Here is a 20,154-nt window from a genome sequence, read left to right on the forward strand (position 1 = left end):
GGGTAATTCATGAATTACCCCTACATTTTGTACTTGATGCGTAAGTCCTACTTTATCATCTATCGGTACTTCTGAGAATGAAATAGCCCTGACATCAAACCATCCCGTTGCATTTCCCAGGCAAGCGTTGTGTAGATAATCTCGTCTAATTTATCGTGTTTTGCTTGCCAGCCCAGCACCTTGCAGATTTTATTTGCACAAGCCACAACACAAGCAGGGTCACCTACACGTCGTGGTGCAGAAATAACAGGAAAATCTACCCCAGAAATAGCCTTGACTCTTTCAATAACTTGCCGCACGCTGTACCCTTGCCCATAACCGCAGTTTAAAACTAGGCTTTCTCCTCCTTTCTCCAGATAAGATAAAGCATCTAAGTGAGCAGTTGCCAGATCCTCAACATGAATATAGTCACGAATTCCAGTTCCATCTGGTGTGGGAAAATCAGTGCCATAAATTCGCACTTCTGGCTTGCGCTTGAGTGCTGTATCACAGGCAGTCTTGATGAGATGAGTTGCATTTGGTGATATTTGCCCTAAGCATCCACTAGAGTCGGCACCTCCCACATTAAAATAACGTAGAATTACATAGCGTAAGGAAGACGAGACACCATAATCTCGAATTAACCATTCGCTCATTAACTTTGAGCGCCCGTAAGGGTTAATAGGGTTTGTTGGGGTAGACTCCGTAACTGGGTTTTCGTCTGTTTCTCCGTAGACTGCTGCTGTACTGGAAAAAATGAGTTGATTGACACCCATAACACTACAGCAACGCAGTAGATTCAGAGTATTGCGGGTATTATTAGCGTAGTAGTCAAGGGGATAGGCAACTGATTCCGGGACAATTAGACTGGCCGCAAAGTGCAGTACTGCAATAAATTCATGCTTACTAAAAACTTGATAAAGATGCTCGCTATCTGCTAAATCACCGACAATCAGTTTGCCATGTAGTACAGAGGTTGGTGAACCTGTAGAACAATTATCATACACTACGACATCGTAGCCAGCTAACCCCAACTGACGTACTACATGAGAGCCAATATAGCCTGCACCGCCAGTCACTAAAACTGTGTTTTTCATCTACCTTTACCCAACAAAACAACTCGAATGGTTTTGAAGGCGATCGCTAAATCTAACCACAAGGAATAATTCTTGATGTAGTAAAGGTCGTAAGCTAGCTTTTCGTAAGCATCTTCAACAGATGCTCCGTAGGGATACATTACTTGCGCCCAACCAGTAATTCCCGGTTTGACCAGATAACGCACTTCATAATAAGGGATCACTTCTTTGAGCTTGACATCAAATTCCGGTCGTTCCGGACGTGGACCTATCAAACTCATCTCGCCACATAGCACATTCCAAATCTGTGGTAGTTCGTCAATTCGCAACAGGCGTAGCCAGCGTCCTACTCTGGTGACACGGGGGTCATGTTTGTTTGCCCACTGTGCACCCCGCTTTTCTGCATCTTGATACATGGAACGGAATTTGTAAACTCTAAATTCCTTGCCGTACAATCCACTTCGTAACTGACTGTAGAACACTGGACCCGGACTATCTAACTTAATTACAAAAGCTACGAGTAGCATAAGTGGAGACAGAGGCACAAGTAATATTCCAGCAAAAATCAAGTCTGCAAAGCGCTTCAGCTTCATATTCAAGTAGCCAGGCATTAAGTGGAAACCAGCGCTAAAAGCCAACCACTTATCCTGTAGCAAAGATGAGGGGAGTTTGTACCACAAGGTTTCATAAAAATCTGGCAGCGAATAAATTGGTATACCTCGCAGCCGCATTTGCATCAACCCCTGCATCTGTGGTTTAGAAAACTCAATTTGGGTTGCGACTATTACCGCTGACCAAGATTCTAAACTCCAAGTATGCAAGCTGTTTAGGCAGCCTACACAATTTAGATTGATATTTGCATCTATTAAATCAGTAGTATCTTGACTTGTTTCAGCTAGTACAACCAGCTTCCCTAATAAATTTTGTTCTAGCAGATGTTTTGCAAATTTAATTGCACTTTCCCCTGTACCCAGCATCAACAGACGACTTTGCTGGGTACGCGATCGCACCCATGTTACCGCCAATAGCCGTGAAATTATTGCCCAGATTGTGAACATTGCTATGCTTGGTAGTAGAATACCCCGCCCCACAAGAATATGATTCCTCCAAGCACCAGATAGGTAAATCAGTGTTGAAGTCAGGATACTAACGCCTATATTGCTAATCAAAATCCGAGATGGTGTCCGCAAGCCTGCAAGTTGCGTGTCTAGATGATAAGCGTCTGCCAAGTAAAGTCCTAGTAGAACCAATAGGACAAAACTATAGATAAGGGGATCAAACTTATTTAGTGGTTGACCTAAACGCAACCAAAGGGCAATTTCTAGACAAATGAATAAGCCAAGTATATCCCCTAAAAAAAGTAATATGGTTAGATGGGGATTTTTATGCATTGTACCCGGCAACTTGGTATTTGCCGAGGAACTGATATAACTCGTGAGGCTCATGTTTTCTTACTATTCAGATACTTTAATTTCTACGAGTTTCCCAATAAGAATCCCCGACTAAATGATGTAGCAGCCAATCTCAAATAGCAACTAAACCTTGAGATAAGCACAACGAATAGAGAGGATTTGATTAACACTATTTATGTTAGGAGGTAACAGGAAATAGGGAACAATAAAGAAGGGACGCAGAGGTTTTCTGATTTTTTCAAAAATCCAATAGGATATAGGAATCCGATTTGATTTCTGAAAATATACTGAGACTGAAAAGTCCGTTTTATCAGAGTTTTATCTGAAATTTTGTTCAGAAATAAAATCTGAGTCCTATAGGACTTACGCATTGACAGAAAAGCCTAAATGGCAGGTATGCTTTTCAAGGTTTTTAGCTAGATTTTTCAACTGCCTTTTTGCGATCGCAATTAACAAAGGATGGTTTGTAAAAGGCTAAAACGACCTATTTTCGTGAATACACAGGATGATTCGTTTGTACAGTGCGTAAGTCCTATAGGATTCCTATATTTCTTAATTTTCAAATCATTGTTACATGAACTGTATGTCGTTAAAACAATTTTTTTAGAACACACACATAATAAATGATTGTCAAAACTTTATTTATAAAGTTTCGTGAAGTTGTAAGTTATATGAGGCTATTTATAAAGTAAATCTCAAGAAGAGTCATCAGATAAAAAGGCAACGATAAAATACTATTTTTTCAGTATATTTACACAGAAAGCAATGAGAGAAAAGCCTTATTCTACAGACTTAGTGACTCAGAATGGGCAATTTCAGCTCCTTTGATTCCACCCGTTAAATACGGTGGACATCCACGAACAACTGATATATGAGAAGTATGTATAGCGGTTCCCTACCTAGTGAGATACGGGAAACATCCCAGTTTTTATTATTCCAAAGAAGATAAATAAAGCATGAGAAAGTAAAAGAAATAATCCTCGCGATCATTTTAATTCGAGTCGTCATGACAGAACAAGAAAACCAACTTTCGATGGAACATGCTCGTGTGATCGCTCGCGACCACTTAAACAATAAAATCCCCTCCGGTGAGAAAATTCGCTTATATTTTGCTCCAGTCAAAGTGGTGGTGGCGTGTCGTGCCACCACCACTTTGAAGTGCACGATCGCATTCAACAGTAAGTTTGTACTTGATAACCCGCAACTTGGGTTACTACCACTTGAAAACAGGTTGTCAGTGGGATATGCAACGAGCAAGACTTTCCTCCTAATTCAACTGTTTACAGCTACTATCGCAAATGGCAAAAACGAGGTATATGGGAGCAAATGAATCATACTTTACCTGATCAAGTTCGTCAAAAAATGGGGAAGTCAACCCACTGCGTTAGCATGAAAAAAGGGAGCCAGTGCGTTGGGCGGCTCTGCCGATTTGTTCGCGCAGCGGCGACCACAGGAGAAGCAACTGGCGTGGAATGTGTACGGTTATAAAGTAGACTTATTTAGGACATTCTTTAAATATTTGAGACCAATTTTGTGACATATGTCAGGGCCATCTAACCAAGAAGACCAAAACTCCTTTGATTTGCAACAGTACTTGCTAATTCTGAAAAGGCGTTGGCTAGTAATAATGGGTGTAACTAGTTGTGTATTCGGACTGTCAACATTAATTACCTTCAAACAAAAACCAATTTATGAAGCAGAAGGCAAGTTACTTTTCAATAAAACTGATCGCGTTTCTTCGCTGACAAGTCTTGTAGAACAAGTTGGAGAGTTAAACGGCGTAACTCAACTGAGCAACCCACTGGATACAGAAGCAGAGATAATTCGCTCTAACCCCATAGTTGAAAAAACTATTGCCAACTTAAATCTGACAGATCAACGAGGTAAACCTCTGGAAATAGATGAGTTTCTCAAAAAACTCAAAGTTAAGAGTGTTCGGGGTACAGATATTTTGGCCATTTATTACAACAGTAGTGATCCAAAAGAAGCCGCAGCCGTTGTGAATTCGCTGATGCGATTATACCTAGAGAACAATATTCGCACTAACCAAGCGGAGGCGACGGCAGCAAAGAAATTTTTGAGAAAGCAGTTGCCAGAAGTTGAGGGCAGGGTAGTAAGAGCAGAGGCAGCTATACGCCGATTTAAAGAAGACAACAAGGTAGTTGCCTTGGAGCAAGAAGCAGCAACAGGAGTAGAAAAACTCAGTAAGTTAGCAGACCAGATTACCCAAACCCAGGCAAATTTAGTAGATGTTGAAACTCGTTTAGAACTGCTGCAACGTGAATTGAAATTAAATTCGCAGCAAGCTGTAGATATAGGCAACTTAAGTCAATCAAAAGGTGTACAACAGGTGCTAACAGAATACCAGCAGGTGCAGGACGAGTTAGCAGTGGCACAGACTCGTTATACCAATCAACATCCAATAATTGCTAATTTGACGGCCAAACGAGCAGCTCTAAAAAAGCAGTTAGGGATGCGAATTTCTCAAAATCTAGATACAAAGCAATCTGTATCAGAGCAGAATTTACAGGTGGGAGAACTCAAACAGAACCTAACTGCCCAGTTAGTGCAGTCGAATGTAGAACGTTTAGCATTAGCTAATCGAGTCATAGTCTTGAAGAATGCATATGCAATCTCTCAAAAACGGTTGAGTGTGTTACCCCAACTGCAAGAAAAACAACAACAGCTAGAGCGACAGTTGCAAGTGGCGCGATTAACCTATGAAGAACTCTTAAAGCGACTGCAAGAAGTTGAGGTGGTAAATCAAAATGTTGGTAATGCAAGAGTGGTATCTGTTGCTTTACTTCCCAACAAAGATATTTCTCCGCGCATTTACCTAAAGTTAGCAGTTGGTGGATTGTTAGGAATAATGCTGGGAGTGGGAACAGCTTTGTTATTGGAAGCTTTGGATAAATCCCTAAAGACTGTTGAGCAAGCTAAGGACTTGTTTGGCTATCCTTTGCTAAGTACAATTCCTGACTTGGGTCAAAAAACGAGGAGAGATAGTGAGGAGTATTTCGCGCCATTACCTGTCAGAGATAACCCCCACTCAGCAGCAAGTTCAGCCTTTGAAATGCTGCAAACAACTTTGGATTTTACCGCCTTCAATCAACCGCTGAAAGTGATTACCGTCGTCAGTTCAACTCCAGGCGAGGGGAGATCGTTTGTTGCAGCTAACCTGGCGATCGCTAAGGCACGCATGGGACGGCGAGTGCTGTTAGTGGATGCAGATATGCGTCACTCGTGCCAACAAGAAATCTGGAAATTAACCAACTCCATCGGACTGAGTAACGTTTTGATGGGTCAAGCAGAGTTTTCCCACACTGTCCAAGAAGTACTATTTAACTTGCATGTCTTAACTAGTGGAACAACTTCGCCTAACCCAGCACCATTGCTTGACTCGCAACCTATGGCTTTATTAATTAGAGAGGCTGCTAAAAGCTATGATTTTGTAATTATTGATACTCCATGCTTAAATTTATTTGCTGATGCATTGATCCTGAGTAAGCTAGTTGATGGGATATTACTAGTTGTACGGGTTAATGGTTTTCAAAGGACTGTAGCTAATGCTACAAAAACATTGCTAGAGCAGTCTACTCAACATGTAGTGGGAATGGTAATCAATGGAGCTACATCTGGTACTTACTATAGTAACTGTTATGCTGATAAATATTACGGAGGAAAGAGGCTAGATAAAGAGCATAAACTCCACAAAATTTCTATTTTCAAATCTTCTTCAGACAGCAATATAAGCGCTGAATTATGAAACTCAAGTCTCTACAAAATTCTCAACCACTCAGTCTACGCCGCAACTTTTCTTGGACATTTGTGGGAAATATAGTTTATGCAGGTTGTCAGTGGGGAATGTTAGTAGTGCTTGCCAAACTAGGAACCCCAGAGATGGTAGGACGGTTTACATTAGGGTTAGCAGTTACCGCACCAATAATCTTATTTTCAAATCTCAATTTACGTGCAGTTCAAGCCACGGATGCTAAACAGCAATACTCTTTTGGAGACTACCTAGCGTTAAGACTGATAACAATTGTACTAGCTGTTGCAGTCATTGTTGGGCTAACTTTTGCCGGGGGTTATAGTGGTGAAACAGCGCTAGTAATTTTGGTGATCGGACTAGCGAAGGGTATTGAATCTATTAGTGATGTTTTTTATGGCTTATTGCAGCAGCGTGAGCGCATGGATAGGATTGCTAAGTCCATGATCTTTAAAGGTTTGCTGTCGCTGATTGCTTTAGGAAGTGGAGTTTTTCTGACAAAAAGTGTTATTTGGGGAGCAGTCAGTTTGGCACTCGTTTGGCTATTGATCTTGATAATTTATGACCTTCCCATCAGCAGCCAATTGCTTGGCATCAATAACTTACAAGCTTGTCTGACTCTAGTTGGTGAATCCTGGAAAATGCGATCGCCCTGGCAAAGGTTTGACATCAAAATTCTCAAAGAATTGCTCTGGCTGACGTTACCACTGGGTTTTGTGATGATGCTAATTTCGTTGAATACTAATATTCCCCGTTATTTTATTGAACGATACTTGGGAGAAAGGGAGTTGGGGATTTTTGCAGCGATCGCTTATTTGCAAGTAGTAGGAATGACCGTTGTAATGGCATTGGGACAATCAGCAACTCCTCGACTGGCAAAATATTACGGATCAGGAAATCGCTCTCTATTTCAAAGTTTGCTGCTCAAACTTATTGGTGTGGGAGTGATACTTGGTGCTGTAGGTGTGCTGTTGGCTTTGGTTGCTGGTCGAGAGATTCTTACTATTTTATATAGACCCGAATATGCTCAGTACTCCAACCTGTTTGTTGGGGTTATGGTTGCAGCCGGGATTGGATATATAGGAAGCTGCTTAAATTGTGGAATTACTGCAACTAGAGCATTTAAGCGTTTTACTATCCCTTACTTGCTGCTGACACTACTTACCACTGGAATATCATGGCTGCTCATTCCAAATTTTGGTTTAGTTGGTGCTGTCTGGACTTTGTGTATTACTAGTACCGCAGGCTGTTTAACACCAATTTTTATCTTAATAAAAACACAATAAATCAAAGGATACATTATGAGTCAACTTCGTGAATTGGCAATCGAACAATATGCAGAACATTATGCTCGTCTCAACGTCAGTCTTGATCCACATATTCTTGCTGGAATTAAAGAGTTAAAGCGTATGGATTTACAGTATGGTAGTTTGATTGCTATACTCCCTCAAGGAAGTAAAATTTTAGATTTGGGCTGTGGCACTGGATACTTACTGTATTGGTTATCTAAGTATGGAAACGTAATCCCAGTAGGTGTTGATAGCTCTATCTCACAGGTTAAGCTCGCCCAAAATTACCTTCCTGATACTGATATTACTTGTGAAGATGGGTTACAATTCTTAAGAACAAATTCCAATTCTTTCTCTGGAATTTTCTGTATGGATGTGTTGGAACATCTCCCTACTTTGGATGCCTGTCTGGAATTGCTAGAAGCAATTCAGCAAGCTTTACTACCTGGCGGTTTTTTTGTTTGCCGAGTACCTAATGCAGCTAACTTGACTGGTGGATATTCACGGTATATAGATCTTACACATGAACGTGCTTTCACAAGTTTGTCACTTCTCCAACTGCTGGAAATTGCAGAATTGCAGAATTGTCAAACCATACCCATCCGCGCTGGTCATTTAAGTGGCCGTATTCGACTCGCATTAGAGGGATTTCTTCACAAAATTGTTTTTCGGATTTGCGGTCAAAACTCCGCAGAAAAAACTTTCACTTATAACATTTGTGCCGTTGGTTTTAAAAAATAGCGGCAGTCTCAATATACTCGGTTATGTCCAAAAAAATTAAATTCTGGGAGTGGAGATAATGACAATGATTTGGAATGATACTAATACTGAGATTAAAGTTGATGTACTACCCAATGGTAAAAATCGTGTATCCATCAATCCTTTATCTCCTGCTGTTTTTATCTCGCGCCAATGCATTGAAACATCTTATTCATTAGATTTAATCAAATTGATATTGAGTGTCAAAGGAGCGAGTTATTTATGTGATGAAATTGCTCGTGACGAAGACTTAGAATATGTAGGTGAACCATTGAAAAAACTGGTTTTAGGATACGTTGATCAACAGAGTATAGTAAATCATACAATTTTAGATTTTGGCTGTGGTTGTGGATCTTCAACAATGAACTTGGCAAAATTTTTCCCGCAAACTCAAATAATAGGGATAGAACTCTGTCAAGAATTTCTGAAAATTGCTGAAGCCAGACGAATGCACTATGGTTTTAACAATGTCACTTTTTTATTATCTCCTAATGCTTCAGAACTCCCTCAAAAATTGGGAAACTTTAATTTTGTGATTTTAAATGCTGTCTACGAACATCTACTTCCTAATGAGCGAAAAACTATCATTCCACAACTTTGGTCATTACTGAAACCTGGTGGAATTTTGTTTATCAATGAAACTCCTTATCGATACTTTCCCATTGAGTTACATACAACTGGCTTACCGTTTATAAATTACTTTTCAGACAAAATGACACTAATTTTTGCACGTATTTTTTCCAAGCGTGTAGGAAAAGGAGATTCTTGGGAATTACTTTTACGTCAAGGTATTCGAGGTACTACAGAAAAGGAAATTATTAATAACATACCTCAAAATAATCAGGATATTCCAGTGATATTACAACCTCAAAAATCAGAAATGAATGACAGAATTGATTTGTGGTATGCTTCATCATCTGAGAAATGGCGAATAGTAAAAACAATGGCAAAATTCATATTTAAGAGTGTTAAATTAGTTTTTGGAGCAACTTTATTACCCAGCGTTAATCTGGCAATCAAAAAAGTGGTTGTTAAAGCTTGAGTGCTTGTAATAAAAAGATAATTAGGTGAAAATTAAATGATTGTTAAGAAAATCCTCCATGTTGTTGGTTGCATGGATCGAGGGGGAATTGAAACGTGGTTAATGCACATTTTGCGAAACAGTGATCGCCAACGTTTCCAAATGGATTTTTTAGTTGAAACAACAAAACAAAGTGCATATGATGATGAGATACTAGCTTTTGGCAGCAAAATTATTCCCTGCCTGCATCCATCTAAACCATTGCTGTACGCTAGTAACTTTAAGCAACTTTACCGTCAATATGGACCTTACGATATTGTTCACAGTCATATTCACAATTATAGTGGCTATGTTTTACGATTAGCCGAACAAGTTGGCGTTCCAATCCGCATTGCCCACAGTCACAACGATACTTCAGCAATCGACGCAAAAGCAGGATTAATTCGGCGTTTATACTTGGGTTTAACAAAATATTCGATAAAAAAATATGCAACTGCGGGATTAGCCTGTTCGAGTGCTGCTGCTGCTGCACTTTATGGCTCAGACTGGAAAAAAGATTCTCGCTGGCAGTTGCTCTATTACGGAATCGATCTTTGCGTCTTTAACTTTGAAAGCACTCCTACTACAATACGATCACAGTTTGGTATCCCAACAGATACTTTGGTAATTGGTCATGTTGGTAGATTCGATCCGCAAAAAAACCACGATTTTCTCATTGACATTGCAGTTGAGGTTATCAAACGCCAACCCAAAGCATACTTTTTGCTAATTGGAGATGGCTTTCTACGTTCTACTATGGAGAAAAAAGTACAGCAATTAGGATTAAGTCAGCAAATTATTTTTGCAGGGTTACGTTCAGATGTGCCGCGGCTCATGAAAAATGTAATGGATGTGTTTCTTCTACCATCACTACATGAAGGCTTACCTTTAGTATTACTGGAAGCACAAGCAGCAGGACTTACTTGTGTTTTTTCTGACACAATTACTGAGGAGGCAAACATAGTCAAGATTTTAATGCAGAAAGTCTCTTTGTCCCAGTCTGCGGATTGGTGGGCTGAGATAATCCTCAGCACTAGCCATGCAAAGGCACAAATTACTTCAAAAGAATCTTTGGATTTGGTCAAGCAAAGTCCCTTTAATATTTACACAAGTGTTCAAAAATTACAAAATCTTTATACTAAAAGTTTGTCTAATCATTAAATAGTAACAGTATATAATCGGCTAGTCAAAATCAGCATTATCAATAGTTTATTGTGCAACACTTAAATAAATATTCAAATCTCAATAAAAAGAGTATTCAACCATCGAACAATGTTGCAGTTATATCAACCTCATTGGTAAAAAATACTCAATGGCAATTTATCGCCTTATGCTTATACTTGCTATCTCAAAGTTTTACAATTCCCATTTTAGCTATTGGTTCTTGGGCAGCATGGCTCACTCTTTCCGATTTTGCAACAGTTCTGCTTGTTTTAACATTTTTACTAAGCTATCGACATAAAAAATTCTTAGTAGCATCCAGTGCAAATAAAAAAATTTGTGTAACGCTGATATTTGTACTACTATGCTGCATCATGTCATATCTGATATATTTTAGCAATTTGATAGATCCAGATGCTAATGGTATCAGACTTGGTATTTATCAAATTTATCGCTTAGTTGAATTCCTATGTGTCTTTGGAGTAACAGCACAAGTTCCTTTAACCCCTAAGAGAATCAATATTTTGCGGCAAATTGCTAATTTTGTCTTAATATTTGTTTGCTTGTCAATTATATTGACCTTCACTGCTATCCTCCCTTTAGGAGCGCTGACAGCACATTTACCTCAAGGTAAGGATATAGCTGGTGCATGGAGCGAGTATGCACGGCTAGGAAAAATCGGCGGCATAGGTTGGGGAACTATTAGTTATAACCACGGTTGTGTAGCAGCTCATGTAACAATGATTGCGGCTTTAAGAATACATTTAGGACTTGGTAAACAGGTGATATTTGACTTTTCGTTGTTATTTGTCTCTCTAATTGCTTGTTTTATTACTGAGTCACGTACTGGGTTTTTAGGAATGCTAATTTTTTTATTAATATATATGCTAAAAAATACAAATTATACAATAATAGCTATTAGCTTAATTGGGTTATTATTTGGTATTTTTACTTTAGTAGGTTTATCAAATTTAGATTCCGTGAATTTGGTATCAGTTGAAGGGTCAGTATTAGATCGACAAACAACTTTATTAGATGCAAGTAACGCCGAAAACTTGAGCGGTAGGGATAGTATTTGGGAAGAAAAAATCAAATTTTTAAATCAAGAGCCTTTGCGATGGATAGTTGGTACAGGTTTTGGTTCAGCATGGGATAACGGTGTAGATGGTGGCAGTGCTCATCTACTTTTTCTTCATATAATTTTAGAAAATGGTATTATAGGTTTGTTAATTTTTAGTATTTTATTTTATAAAATAATTTATTTCTTGTACAAAAATGAATTACATATAAAACCTATTTTTTGGGTAACAATAGCCTTACTTGTTACCTCATTTACACAAGAAATATTTTATCCAGTTCCGGCAATGGGAAGTTTTGTTGGTTTTTATTTGTGTTCTGTTGCCATAGCACTTCGTAAAGACATCAAAACAATTATTTAAAAAGAGATGAGTATTAAATTCTTTTTATTAGGTAAATTTATGAGAAGTATCAAAAATAAAAAATTTTTATTAATTATTGTCAATAATATATTTATTCTGGTTTTATGTTTTTACTTTGTTCAAAGCAATACTTATATGGGAAAAACCGCATACATACCTAGTGGTAATAATATTTTAGCAAACAGCAAACCCTTTTTCCCATTTGGTTTTTATTATGTTGATTATAATATTCCCAAAAATCTTCAAAGTCAGTTTAAAATAAATGCTTTAACTGATATGGCTAATGCAGGGTTTAATATAATTCATACATCTAATAGTGAGCAGCCAGATAATGATAGAATCATGCTAGATAAAGCTCAAAAGTTAGGAATTTATGTCATTTTAGAGGGACCTGCTGATCCTGAGGTGATGGATGCATTCAAAACTAAATCTGCTCTACTTGGTTGGAATATTGCTGATGATGCTAATTCAAGATACACTCCCGATGTCATATCAAACAGGCGTAATAAAGTAAAAAAAATAAATTCAAATTACTTAACATACATTAGTATGTTTTCTTTGAAGCCAGAAGTAATTAAGCGTTATTTACATACTTCTGATTTAATAGGATTTCAAAGTTATCCTATTTCTGATAGATATTTGGATTCCACTTTTTATGACATGAAAAATATTGTTAATACATCAAAAATATATAATGCTGCTCCAACTATAGCTAATCTACAAACTTTTAAATGGAATGAGCCTGATAGTATTGGCAATCCCCAGCGAGAACCAACATTTAGGGAAGTTCGCAATATGACCTATCAAGCTTTGCTAGGTGGTGTTAAAGGGATTATTTACTTTAGCTACCGTTATGAAAATTGGTATTTGCCAGAGCACCAAGAATTATGGAACGGTTTGAAATCTTTGGTTCCTGAAATTAAGATTATTAGCCCAATATTACTGAATGGAAATTTAAATCAGATTGATGAGGAATTTAAAAATATATTGGCTGGAATTTGGATAAATCAAAACCAAGTTTTAGCTATTATTATTAACACTTCCCATACTGAGACGACAGAGGTTGCAATTAAAGTTCCTGCAAATCTAAGTCAAGCAAAATCTATATTTGCAAATCGTGCTTCAGGTTTGGTTATTAAAGGTAACGAGCTTACCGGCTTAATTAAACCTCTAGATGTTCATGTTTACAGTTTGAGTTAGGAGGCTATTAATGAACGTTGTTGTCTCAAGTGACTATCGCTTTGTTGGTACACCTGATGGTGCTGTTTGGACACCAACAAATTCTGGATACGGCTTTTTTGCGCGTTACTTAGAAGTTTTTGATAGTGTGCGTATTGTGGCGCGGGTGTACCCAGTTTCCTCAGTACCATCAAAGTGGCAACGTGTAGATGGTGAAAATATTTCTGTGATAGCTGTGCCATATTATGTTGGACCAGTGCAGTACTTATTAAAAGCATTACAGATTCAACAAACTATTAGAAGTGCTATTAATTTGACAGATGCTGTTATCTTAAGAGTTCCATCAAATGTTGCTAATTGTGTTTACTATTGGTTACGTAATACTAATCATCCTTATAGTTTAGAAGTTATATCAGACCCCTACAATTTTTTTGCTCCTGGTTCTGTTAATCATCCTTTACGTCCTTTCTTTCGCTGGTTGTTTACACATCGATTAAAAAATCAATGTCTTCAAGCTTCTGGAGTTTCATATGTTACTAAAGAAGCTTTGCAACATCGATATCCTGTTGGTGAAAAAACTTTTGCTACTTATTATTCTGATGTTGAATTATCTGATACAGCTTTTGTTTCTTCTCCTCGTATATCTAATTTAAATTTAGATAAATTCATCATAATTACTGTAGCATCGATGGATCATCCTTGTAAGGCCGTTGACGTTCTAATTGATGCAGTTGCTTTATGCCTCCAAAAAGGATTAAATCTTGAATTAATAATTGTTGGAGATGGCAAATACAGACCAGAATTAGAAGCCCAAGCTTTAAAACTTGGTATCCCAGATAGAATATTTTTCCGTGGTCAATTACCAGGAGGTAAGGCAGTCTTAGAACAGTTAGATAAAGCTGATATATTTGTCCTTCCTTCTCGTCAAGAAAGTTTACCTAGAGCGGTAATTGAAGCTATGGCACGGGCGTTACCTTGCATTGGTTCTGATGTCGGTGGTATCCCTGAATTACTCTCACCTGAAGATTTAGTACAACCAGGTAATATAATTGAATTAGCAAACAAAATTCAGGAAGTAGTAAAAAGCCCAAATCGTCGGCAGCAAATGTCAATTCGGAATTTGAAAACGTCAAAAGAATATAAAGAGGATTTGCTTCAAAAACGTAGATTGGAATTTTATCAATATGTAAAATTAACAACAGAACAATAGTTAATTAATAAGGATTTCACTGAGTCATTTTAAAACCCACAATACTCAAAATGATTACCAATTTTGATTTGGTTGTAAATAAACATTAATAAAAACTTGGGGGAATTAAGCAGAATGAAAATTTTGTATATAATAACTCGTGCCGTTCATGGTGGCGCTCAAACGTATGTTTTAGAATTAGTTCGAGGTTTCCGAGACAAATTTGAGATTATATTAGCTACAGGTGAAGAAGACTTTCTCACAGAATCAGTACGGAACTTAGGAGTCACAGTAAAAGTTTTACCAAATTTGGTACGAGCCGTTAACTTATTCCAAGATATCCAAGCATTAAGAGATATTCTGAGTCTAATCAATCAGTATCAACCGAACTTAGTTCATGTCCACTCGTCAAAAGCTGGTATATTAGGACGACTTGCTGCATACTGGGCTGGTATTCCTGCAATTTTCACAGATCATGGTTGGTCTTTTGCTGCTGAACTTCCCTGGTACTGGAAGCTTTTAGGAGTTCCCAGTGAAAAAATAGCTTCTTATTGGTGTCAGAAGATTATCACTGTATCTGAGTATGACATTTCCTTAGCTATTCGCTACAGTATCACTGCACAAGAAAAACTCGTTAAAATTTACTATGGTCTTCCTGATACTGTTTATCGTGCCCAGCCTGGCAAAACAGATGTAGTGAAAATTGTAATGGTAGCTCGCTTTTCACCGCAAAAAGACCAAATCCTGCTTTTGAAGGCGCTAGCTGGTATTGATAAACCTTTTGAGTTACTTTTTGTTGGTGATGGTTCTACGCGATCGCAAGTAGAATTTTTAGCCCAAAACTTAGGTTTGGAAAAACAGGTTAAGTTTTTGGGTGCTCGTTCTGATGTAGAACAAATTCTTCAAGATACACACATTTTTGTTTTATCAACCAATTGGGAATCATTTGGATTAGTTTCAGTTGAAGCAATGCGGGCTGGATTACCAGTTATAGTTTCTGATGTTGGAGGGGTTGGTGAGGTAGTCATGGAGGGAGAAACTGGTTTTTTAGTGCCCAAAGCAGATGTATTAGCTATGCAAGAAAGGTTAACTCAACTTATAACTGATGCTGATTTAAGGATTCGTATGGGAGACGCTGGACGCAAACGCTACGAAACACACTTTACTCTTGAACGGATGTTAAATGAAACTTTGAAAGTATACCAAACATTAATTTGAAATATTTGTATTTCCGGAAATCCAGCATCTATGTAAAGCCTGTTATCGAACCAACAGATACATCTAAAATTGTTTGTGGGTTTCATTAATTCGTAGCGAATGAAATTTGGCAATACCCTGCAATATTCTGCAATGCCAATGCGTCAGATTACATTGTTAATGCGTTCCCCTGCATTAAAAACGCTACGCTTTTACGCAAAACTGTACTTAGTGCTTACCTTAAAAGTTAATTGACATTAGCAATCCTAAATTAAAGGAAGTTGAAAAAATCACTTAAAAATTATTAGGTATCGTACTTCCTGCGCCGTTTAACCGGATTCATCCACGCTTCTAAGCGACTAAATGCCTGTGAAGAAAGTAACGTCAAGCACAGATACACCAAAGCTACAGCCGCGTAAATTTCAAAAGCGCGATAATTATCGGCGACAATTAGCTGTCCTTTGCGAAACAATTCTTCAAAACCAATCACTGCAACTAAACTTGTATCTTTCAACAAACTGATAAACTCATTACCTAAGGGTGGAATCATCCGCCGGATAGCTTGGGGAAAAATTACATAACTCATTGTTTGCACAGGACTCAAACCTAATGACTGTGCTGCTTCTGCTTGTCCTGGCTCAATCGATTGAATCCCAGCACGCACAACTTCAGCAATGTATGCGGCACTATTCAAACTTAAGGCAATTACCCCAGCTACCAAGCGATCAAAAGTAAATGTTAAACCAAGTTCTTGCAAAATTGCAGGTAATCCAAAATAAATCATAAAAATTTGCACCAACAAAGGCGTTCCCCGGAAAAAATCCACATACGCCCTCGCCACCCAGCGCAAAGGTGCAATATGAGAAAGGCGGACAATACCAATCAGGGAACCCCCAATTAAACCAAACACTACAGAAAGTAGCGTCAATTGCAACGTTACCAAAGCTCCCTGTAATAAAGTCGGAAAAGCCTGCAAAATCACGCCAATTGAGGTAAATATTTTAGGTACGCTAGCGCTAGTCTGGTTCTCAAATGGTGATTTAACTGGTAATGATGGCGGCTTAGTTTTAAACCATTTTTGATAAATTTGGGAATAAGTGCCATTTTTCAGTACCCTATCCAAACCGTTGTTTATTAATGCCAAATTCGGCGAATTTTTAGCTGTAGCAATCCCGTAAAACTCCTCCGTCAACAATTGCTGTACTATTTTAATTCCCTTGAGATTGCCCGTATTAATAGCATATAAAGTCACTGGCGCATCATTGATTACCGCATCCACATTACCATTGAGCAATTCTTGCAGGGCTAAAGGTGCGGAATCAAAACTGCGAATTTGCACTCCAGGAATACTCTTAGCCTTTGCAGCCCCAGTTGTACCAACTTGTACCGCAATTTTTTTATTTTTGAGACTGTCAAAGCCAGTAATATTTTGATTATCTACACTGATTGCGATCGCTAACCCAGCTTTAAAATAAGGGCGGGAAAAAGAAATCGTCTTCGCCCTCTCCTCTGTAATCGTGATCGAACTAATCGCCGCATCTACTGTTTTGGCTCCCAAAGCTGGGATAATACCATCAAAAGGCAGACTTTGAAATTCCACTTTAAAGTTAGCAGAGGAAGCGATCGCATTCATCAAATCAATGGAAAAACCCTGTAACTTACCACCTTGTCCTTGAAACTCAAAAGGTGGAAACGCCGGCTCAGTAGCAACCCGTAGAGTTTTCCCAGCACTAGGATTCACACCACAGCCAGCCAGTAACAAACAGCTAAAACCTACAACCACACACCAGCGCAGCCAACAGATAAAATTAAATTTAGCCATATTATATTCTCTCCCCCTCTGCGCTCTCTGCGCCTCTGCGGTTCGTTCAAGTTATATCTTGCAACTGTCCAATCTCCCGCCAAGAAATAAATTTCACAGGCTTTTAGCTAAAGTCTACCTCAGTATGCTAAAACCCTTACTTAGTCTTCTTTAGAAGACTTTAACTATTAGCCTCAGAATTCATTCTGAGGCCTTTTTTAGGACTGCTGCGTGTCTACATTAAAAACATTACAATCAACTGTAGAACAGCTTGACATAAGTCATGAACAATACCATCCCCGCCATTATTTTTGACAATATCGAAAAAAACTTTGGTTCCCTAAAAGTCCTCAAAGGAATCACAGGCGAAATCAACCGGGGAGAAGTCGTTGCAGTTATCGGTTCCTCCGGCTGTGGTAAAAGTACCCTACTACGCTGCTTTAACCGCCTAGAAACCATTGACAACGGGCGTTTAATAATCAGCGGGATCAACTTATCTCGACCCACTGTCAACTACAGTCAACTGCGGCAACTACGAACACAAGTAGGTATGGTTTTCCAACAGTTCAACCTGTTTCCTCATCTCAGCGTCTTGGAAAATATGACACTTGCGCCGCGTAAAGTATTGGGTAAAACACCGAAAGAAAGCGCCCAACTAGCGGAGTTATATCTCGAAAAAGTCGGCTTATTTGACAAAGCTTCTGCTTATCCCGAACAACTTTCTGGCGGACAAAAGCAACGAGTAGCGATCGCCCGTAGTTTATGTATGAACCCCCAAATCATGCTATTTGACGAACCCACTAGCGCCCTAGATCCCGAACTCGTCGGCGAAGTTTTGCAAGTCATGCAACAATTGGCAGCAGAAGGGATGACAATGGTGGTTGTCACCCATGAAATGCAATTTGCACGGGAAGTAGCTGATCAGGTAATATTTTTAGACCAAGGTATTGTCACAGAACAAGGCCCAGCCTATGAAGTGCTAACCAATCCCCAAAGCGATCGCCTACGTATTTTCCTCAGTCGCCTCAACGTTAGATAGTTAGGAGAGACGCGATTAATCGCGTCTGTACAGGAGTTAGGAGGAGAGACGCGATTAATCGCGTCTGTACAGGAGTTAGGAGTTGTCAATTAAAGGTTTTTTCATAACTGTTCACACATAACTATTTAAAGGTACTCGCGTAAGAAATCAAAAGGATCATCTTCCCAACAAGGTTCAGGTATCAGCCAAAACAAACTACTGTCAATGTCGGCTTCAATTTCATCACTGTCGTCTCTATCAAATAGTTCTATCAAAGCTGTCCAATCACGTTCTCTCAAAGACGTTAACGATGGGGCATATACCTGGAGATTGTTTGAGTAATTCACGCGCAAAGTTGTGCTTGAGAGCCGTAAAAAGTTAGTATAAAAATTTGGAAATAATCAGATTATAGCTTTGATAACCGAAGTTAAATAATTATTTTGATACTATTAAATATGAACTATAGGAATCCGATTTGATTTCTGAAAATATACTGAGACTGAAAAATCTGTTTTATCAGGGTTTTATCTGAAATCTTATTCAAAAATCAGATATGAGTCCTATACCTCATGAGTGTCTCACAATTTAAATAGGACTGCTATAGTATTTATTACATAATTACAAGCTGAATTTACTCAGACCGGAAAATCCTTGAAGCTGCGACTGGATTAATTCCACGTCAAAGACTTCCGCAAAGGACTGTGCTACATAAAAACGCACTTCTTGGCAAGTGATTCCTGGAATCCATTCGGCTAAACTGCCTACGGGTTTATCAGAAATACCACAAGGTACAATGCGCTCAAACCCTGTCATATCAGGACAAACATTTAATGCAAAGCCGTGCATGGTAATCCAACGGCTAACTTTAATACCAATAGCCGCAACTTTTTGCCCTTTTAACCAAACACCAGTAAAAGCCGGAATTCTTTCTCCCTGCAATCCATAAACTGCCAATACGCGAATTATTACTTCTTCGAGTTGCCGTAAATACCAATGGAGGTCTTGACGATAACGTTGCAGATTTAAAATAGGATACCCTACCAGTTGACCGGGACAATGGTAAGTAACCTCACCGCCTCGTTCAACTCGATGCACATCATATTCACCTTTGTCAATATCAAATTTGAGAAAATCTGAGTTGGCTGCTTGCCCCAGAGTATAGACAGGTGGATGTTCTAGCAAAATTAACACGTCATCTAGACTAGGGTCATGGATACGCTCAGTCAGGAGCGATCGCTGCCATCCATGAGCATCCAAGTAAGGCATTAATCCTTGGTTATACAGCAAACAACGGTTTTGGTGTGGTTTTCTACTATGGATCATGCCAAAAATCAACTGAAATTGGGAACAAAATATATTTCAAGTTAGAAGATTTGAGTCAACAATTGTCAAGCTTTGCAAAGGATTTTAAAGGAAAGTCAAGGGAAGCTACATTAGAAAATACAAAGTGCTAGCTTGAATATTAACCTCAATAGGTTTTTAGGAGGAATTCTCTGCAATAAGCATCACGCCAAGACAATAAGAACGAATGTACTGGCTGATGACTCTAATTATATTGTTTGCATTTAAAACAGAATCAAACTTCCGCAACAACTCGTGTTCTTGAACAACAAGCAAACCTCAATCGAACACAGAAGGAGCAACTATCAACAGTTCTGTAAGCGTTCCTGAAAAGAGAAGGTAGTCACGGGAGCTACCACTCAAATTTCCTTACAAAAGAGTTCTATGTGGAATCCAATTGGATATCAGCGCAGAGATGAGGAGGGAAATCAAGGGTATACTTGACAACAACTTAGATGCAGGAAGCTTAGAGACAGCTTACCAGT

General features: G+C 38.6%; 15 protein-coding genes and 1 pseudogene. 11 read left to right on the forward strand and 5 right to left on the reverse strand.

What is annotated here, in order from left to right; genetic code table 11:
- Positions 1-59: 59 nt before the first annotated feature.
- Positions 60-1,076 (reverse strand): UDP-glucose 4-epimerase GalE, encoded by a 1,017-nt coding sequence (galE, locus tag V7L29_RS05860; protein WP_334692625.1) that lies wholly within the window; start codon positions 1,074-1,076, stop codon positions 60-62.
- Positions 1,073-2,500, reverse strand: a complete 1,428-nt coding sequence (locus tag V7L29_RS05865; protein ID WP_334692626.1) for a sugar transferase — start codon at positions 2,498-2,500, stop codon at positions 1,073-1,075. The genes galE and V7L29_RS05865 overlap by 4 nt, the downstream gene beginning before the upstream one ends.
- Positions 2,501-3,669: 1,169 nt before the next feature.
- On the opposite strand from V7L29_RS05865, the pseudogene V7L29_RS05875 reads away from it, so the two are divergent.
- The 10 genes and pseudogenes from V7L29_RS05875 to V7L29_RS05920 all read left to right on the forward strand — a co-directional run.
- A pseudogene (locus V7L29_RS05875) lies at positions 3,670-3,880 on the forward strand (transposase); the annotation flags it as partial.
- 127 nt (positions 3,881-4,007) lie between these two features.
- Complete coding sequence (locus V7L29_RS05880; protein WP_334734836.1) at positions 4,008-6,233, forward strand: GumC family protein; 2,226 nt, start codon at positions 4,008-4,010, stop codon at positions 6,231-6,233.
- A complete protein-coding gene (locus V7L29_RS05885) occupies positions 6,230-7,522 on the forward strand; it encodes a lipopolysaccharide biosynthesis protein (RefSeq protein ID WP_334692628.1) in 1,293 nt (430 codons plus the stop codon). The genes V7L29_RS05880 and V7L29_RS05885 overlap by 4 nt, the downstream gene beginning before the upstream one ends.
- Before the next feature lie 15 nt (positions 7,523-7,537).
- On the forward strand, positions 7,538-8,266 hold the full coding sequence (locus V7L29_RS05890; protein WP_334692629.1) for a class I SAM-dependent methyltransferase: 729 nt from the start codon (positions 7,538-7,540) through the stop codon (positions 8,264-8,266).
- Positions 8,267-8,324: 58 nt separating this feature from the next.
- A complete protein-coding gene (locus V7L29_RS05895) occupies positions 8,325-9,326 on the forward strand; it encodes a class I SAM-dependent methyltransferase (RefSeq protein WP_334692630.1) in 1,002 nt (333 codons plus the stop codon).
- A gap of 36 nt (positions 9,327-9,362) precedes the next feature.
- A complete protein-coding gene (locus tag V7L29_RS05900; protein WP_334734837.1) occupies positions 9,363-10,505 on the forward strand; it encodes a glycosyltransferase in 1,143 nt (380 codons plus the stop codon).
- 53 nt (positions 10,506-10,558) lie between these two features.
- Positions 10,559-11,944 (forward strand): O-antigen ligase family protein, encoded by a 1,386-nt coding sequence (locus tag V7L29_RS05905; protein WP_334692632.1) that lies wholly within the window; start codon positions 10,559-10,561, stop codon positions 11,942-11,944.
- Between the two features lie 6 nt (positions 11,945-11,950).
- The gene (locus V7L29_RS05910; protein WP_334734838.1) at positions 11,951-13,144 is read left to right on the forward strand and encodes a hypothetical protein; all 1,194 of its coding nucleotides are present in this window, start codon (positions 11,951-11,953) and stop codon (positions 13,142-13,144) included.
- Positions 13,145-13,154: 10 nt separating this feature from the next.
- Entirely contained in the window at positions 13,155-14,333 is a 1,179-nt protein-coding gene (locus V7L29_RS05915; protein WP_334734839.1) for a glycosyltransferase family 4 protein, read from the forward strand.
- Between the two features lie 114 nt (positions 14,334-14,447).
- A complete protein-coding gene (locus V7L29_RS05920; protein ID WP_334692635.1) occupies positions 14,448-15,530 on the forward strand; it encodes a glycosyltransferase family 4 protein in 1,083 nt (360 codons plus the stop codon).
- Between the two features lie 283 nt (positions 15,531-15,813).
- Here the strand turns inward: V7L29_RS05920 and V7L29_RS05925 are convergent, their stop codons facing one another.
- The gene (locus V7L29_RS05925) at positions 15,814-17,331 is read right to left on the reverse strand and encodes an ABC transporter permease subunit (protein WP_334734840.1); all 1,518 of its coding nucleotides are present in this window, start codon (positions 17,329-17,331) and stop codon (positions 15,814-15,816) included.
- 262 nt (positions 17,332-17,593) lie between these two features.
- On the opposite strand from V7L29_RS05925, the gene V7L29_RS05930 reads away from it, so the two are divergent.
- A complete protein-coding gene (locus tag V7L29_RS05930) occupies positions 17,594-18,349 on the forward strand; it encodes an amino acid ABC transporter ATP-binding protein (protein ID WP_334734841.1) in 756 nt (251 codons plus the stop codon).
- Between the two features lie 125 nt (positions 18,350-18,474).
- Here V7L29_RS05930 and V7L29_RS05935 read toward each other — a convergent pair whose 3' ends face one another.
- On the reverse strand, positions 18,475-18,675 hold the full coding sequence (locus V7L29_RS05935; protein WP_334692638.1) for a hypothetical protein: 201 nt from the start codon (positions 18,673-18,675) through the stop codon (positions 18,475-18,477).
- A 271-nt stretch (positions 18,676-18,946) separates the two neighbouring features.
- Positions 18,947-19,651 carry a lipoyl(octanoyl) transferase LipB gene (gene lipB, locus V7L29_RS05940; RefSeq protein WP_334734842.1) on the reverse strand — a complete coding sequence of 235 codons (705 nt, stop codon included), beginning with the start codon at positions 19,649-19,651 and terminating at the stop codon, positions 18,947-18,949.
- Between the last annotated feature and the right edge of the window lie 503 nt (positions 19,652-20,154).

The sequence above is a fragment of the Nostoc sp. genome, assembly GCF_036916575.1.
Lineage (GTDB): Bacteria > Cyanobacteriota > Cyanobacteriia > Cyanobacteriales > Nostocaceae > Nostoc.

Bases quoted from the DNA above. Each gene is read 5' to 3' on its own strand.
- V7L29_RS05915 (WP_334734839.1), top strand. From the start codon at position 13,155: ATGAACGTTGTTGTCTCAAGTGACTATCGCTTTGTTGGTACACCTGAT.
- V7L29_RS05865 (WP_334692626.1), bottom strand. From the start codon at position 2,500: ATGAGCCTCACGAGTTATATCAGTTCCTCGGCAAATACCAAGTTGCCG.
- V7L29_RS05895 (WP_334692630.1), top strand. From the start codon at position 8,325: ATGACAATGATTTGGAATGATACTAATACTGAGATTAAAGTTGATGTA.
- V7L29_RS05930 (WP_334734841.1), top strand. From the start codon at position 17,594: ATGAACAATACCATCCCCGCCATTATTTTTGACAATATCGAAAAAAAC.
- V7L29_RS05920 (WP_334692635.1), top strand. From the start codon at position 14,448: ATGAAAATTTTGTATATAATAACTCGTGCCGTTCATGGTGGCGCTCAA.
- galE (WP_334692625.1), bottom strand. From the start codon at position 1,076: ATGAAAAACACAGTTTTAGTGACTGGCGGTGCAGGCTATATTGGCTCT.
- V7L29_RS05890 (WP_334692629.1), top strand. From the start codon at position 7,538: ATGAGTCAACTTCGTGAATTGGCAATCGAACAATATGCAGAACATTAT.
- V7L29_RS05900 (WP_334734837.1), top strand. From the start codon at position 9,363: ATGATTGTTAAGAAAATCCTCCATGTTGTTGGTTGCATGGATCGAGGG.
- V7L29_RS05885 (WP_334692628.1), top strand. From the start codon at position 6,230: ATGAAACTCAAGTCTCTACAAAATTCTCAACCACTCAGTCTACGCCGC.
- lipB (WP_334734842.1), bottom strand. From the start codon at position 19,651: ATGATCCATAGTAGAAAACCACACCAAAACCGTTGTTTGCTGTATAAC.
- V7L29_RS05880 (WP_334734836.1), top strand. From the start codon at position 4,008: ATGTCAGGGCCATCTAACCAAGAAGACCAAAACTCCTTTGATTTGCAA.
- V7L29_RS05910 (WP_334734838.1), top strand. From the start codon at position 11,951: ATGAGTATTAAATTCTTTTTATTAGGTAAATTTATGAGAAGTATCAAA.
- V7L29_RS05925 (WP_334734840.1), bottom strand. From the start codon at position 17,331: ATGGCTAAATTTAATTTTATCTGTTGGCTGCGCTGGTGTGTGGTTGTA.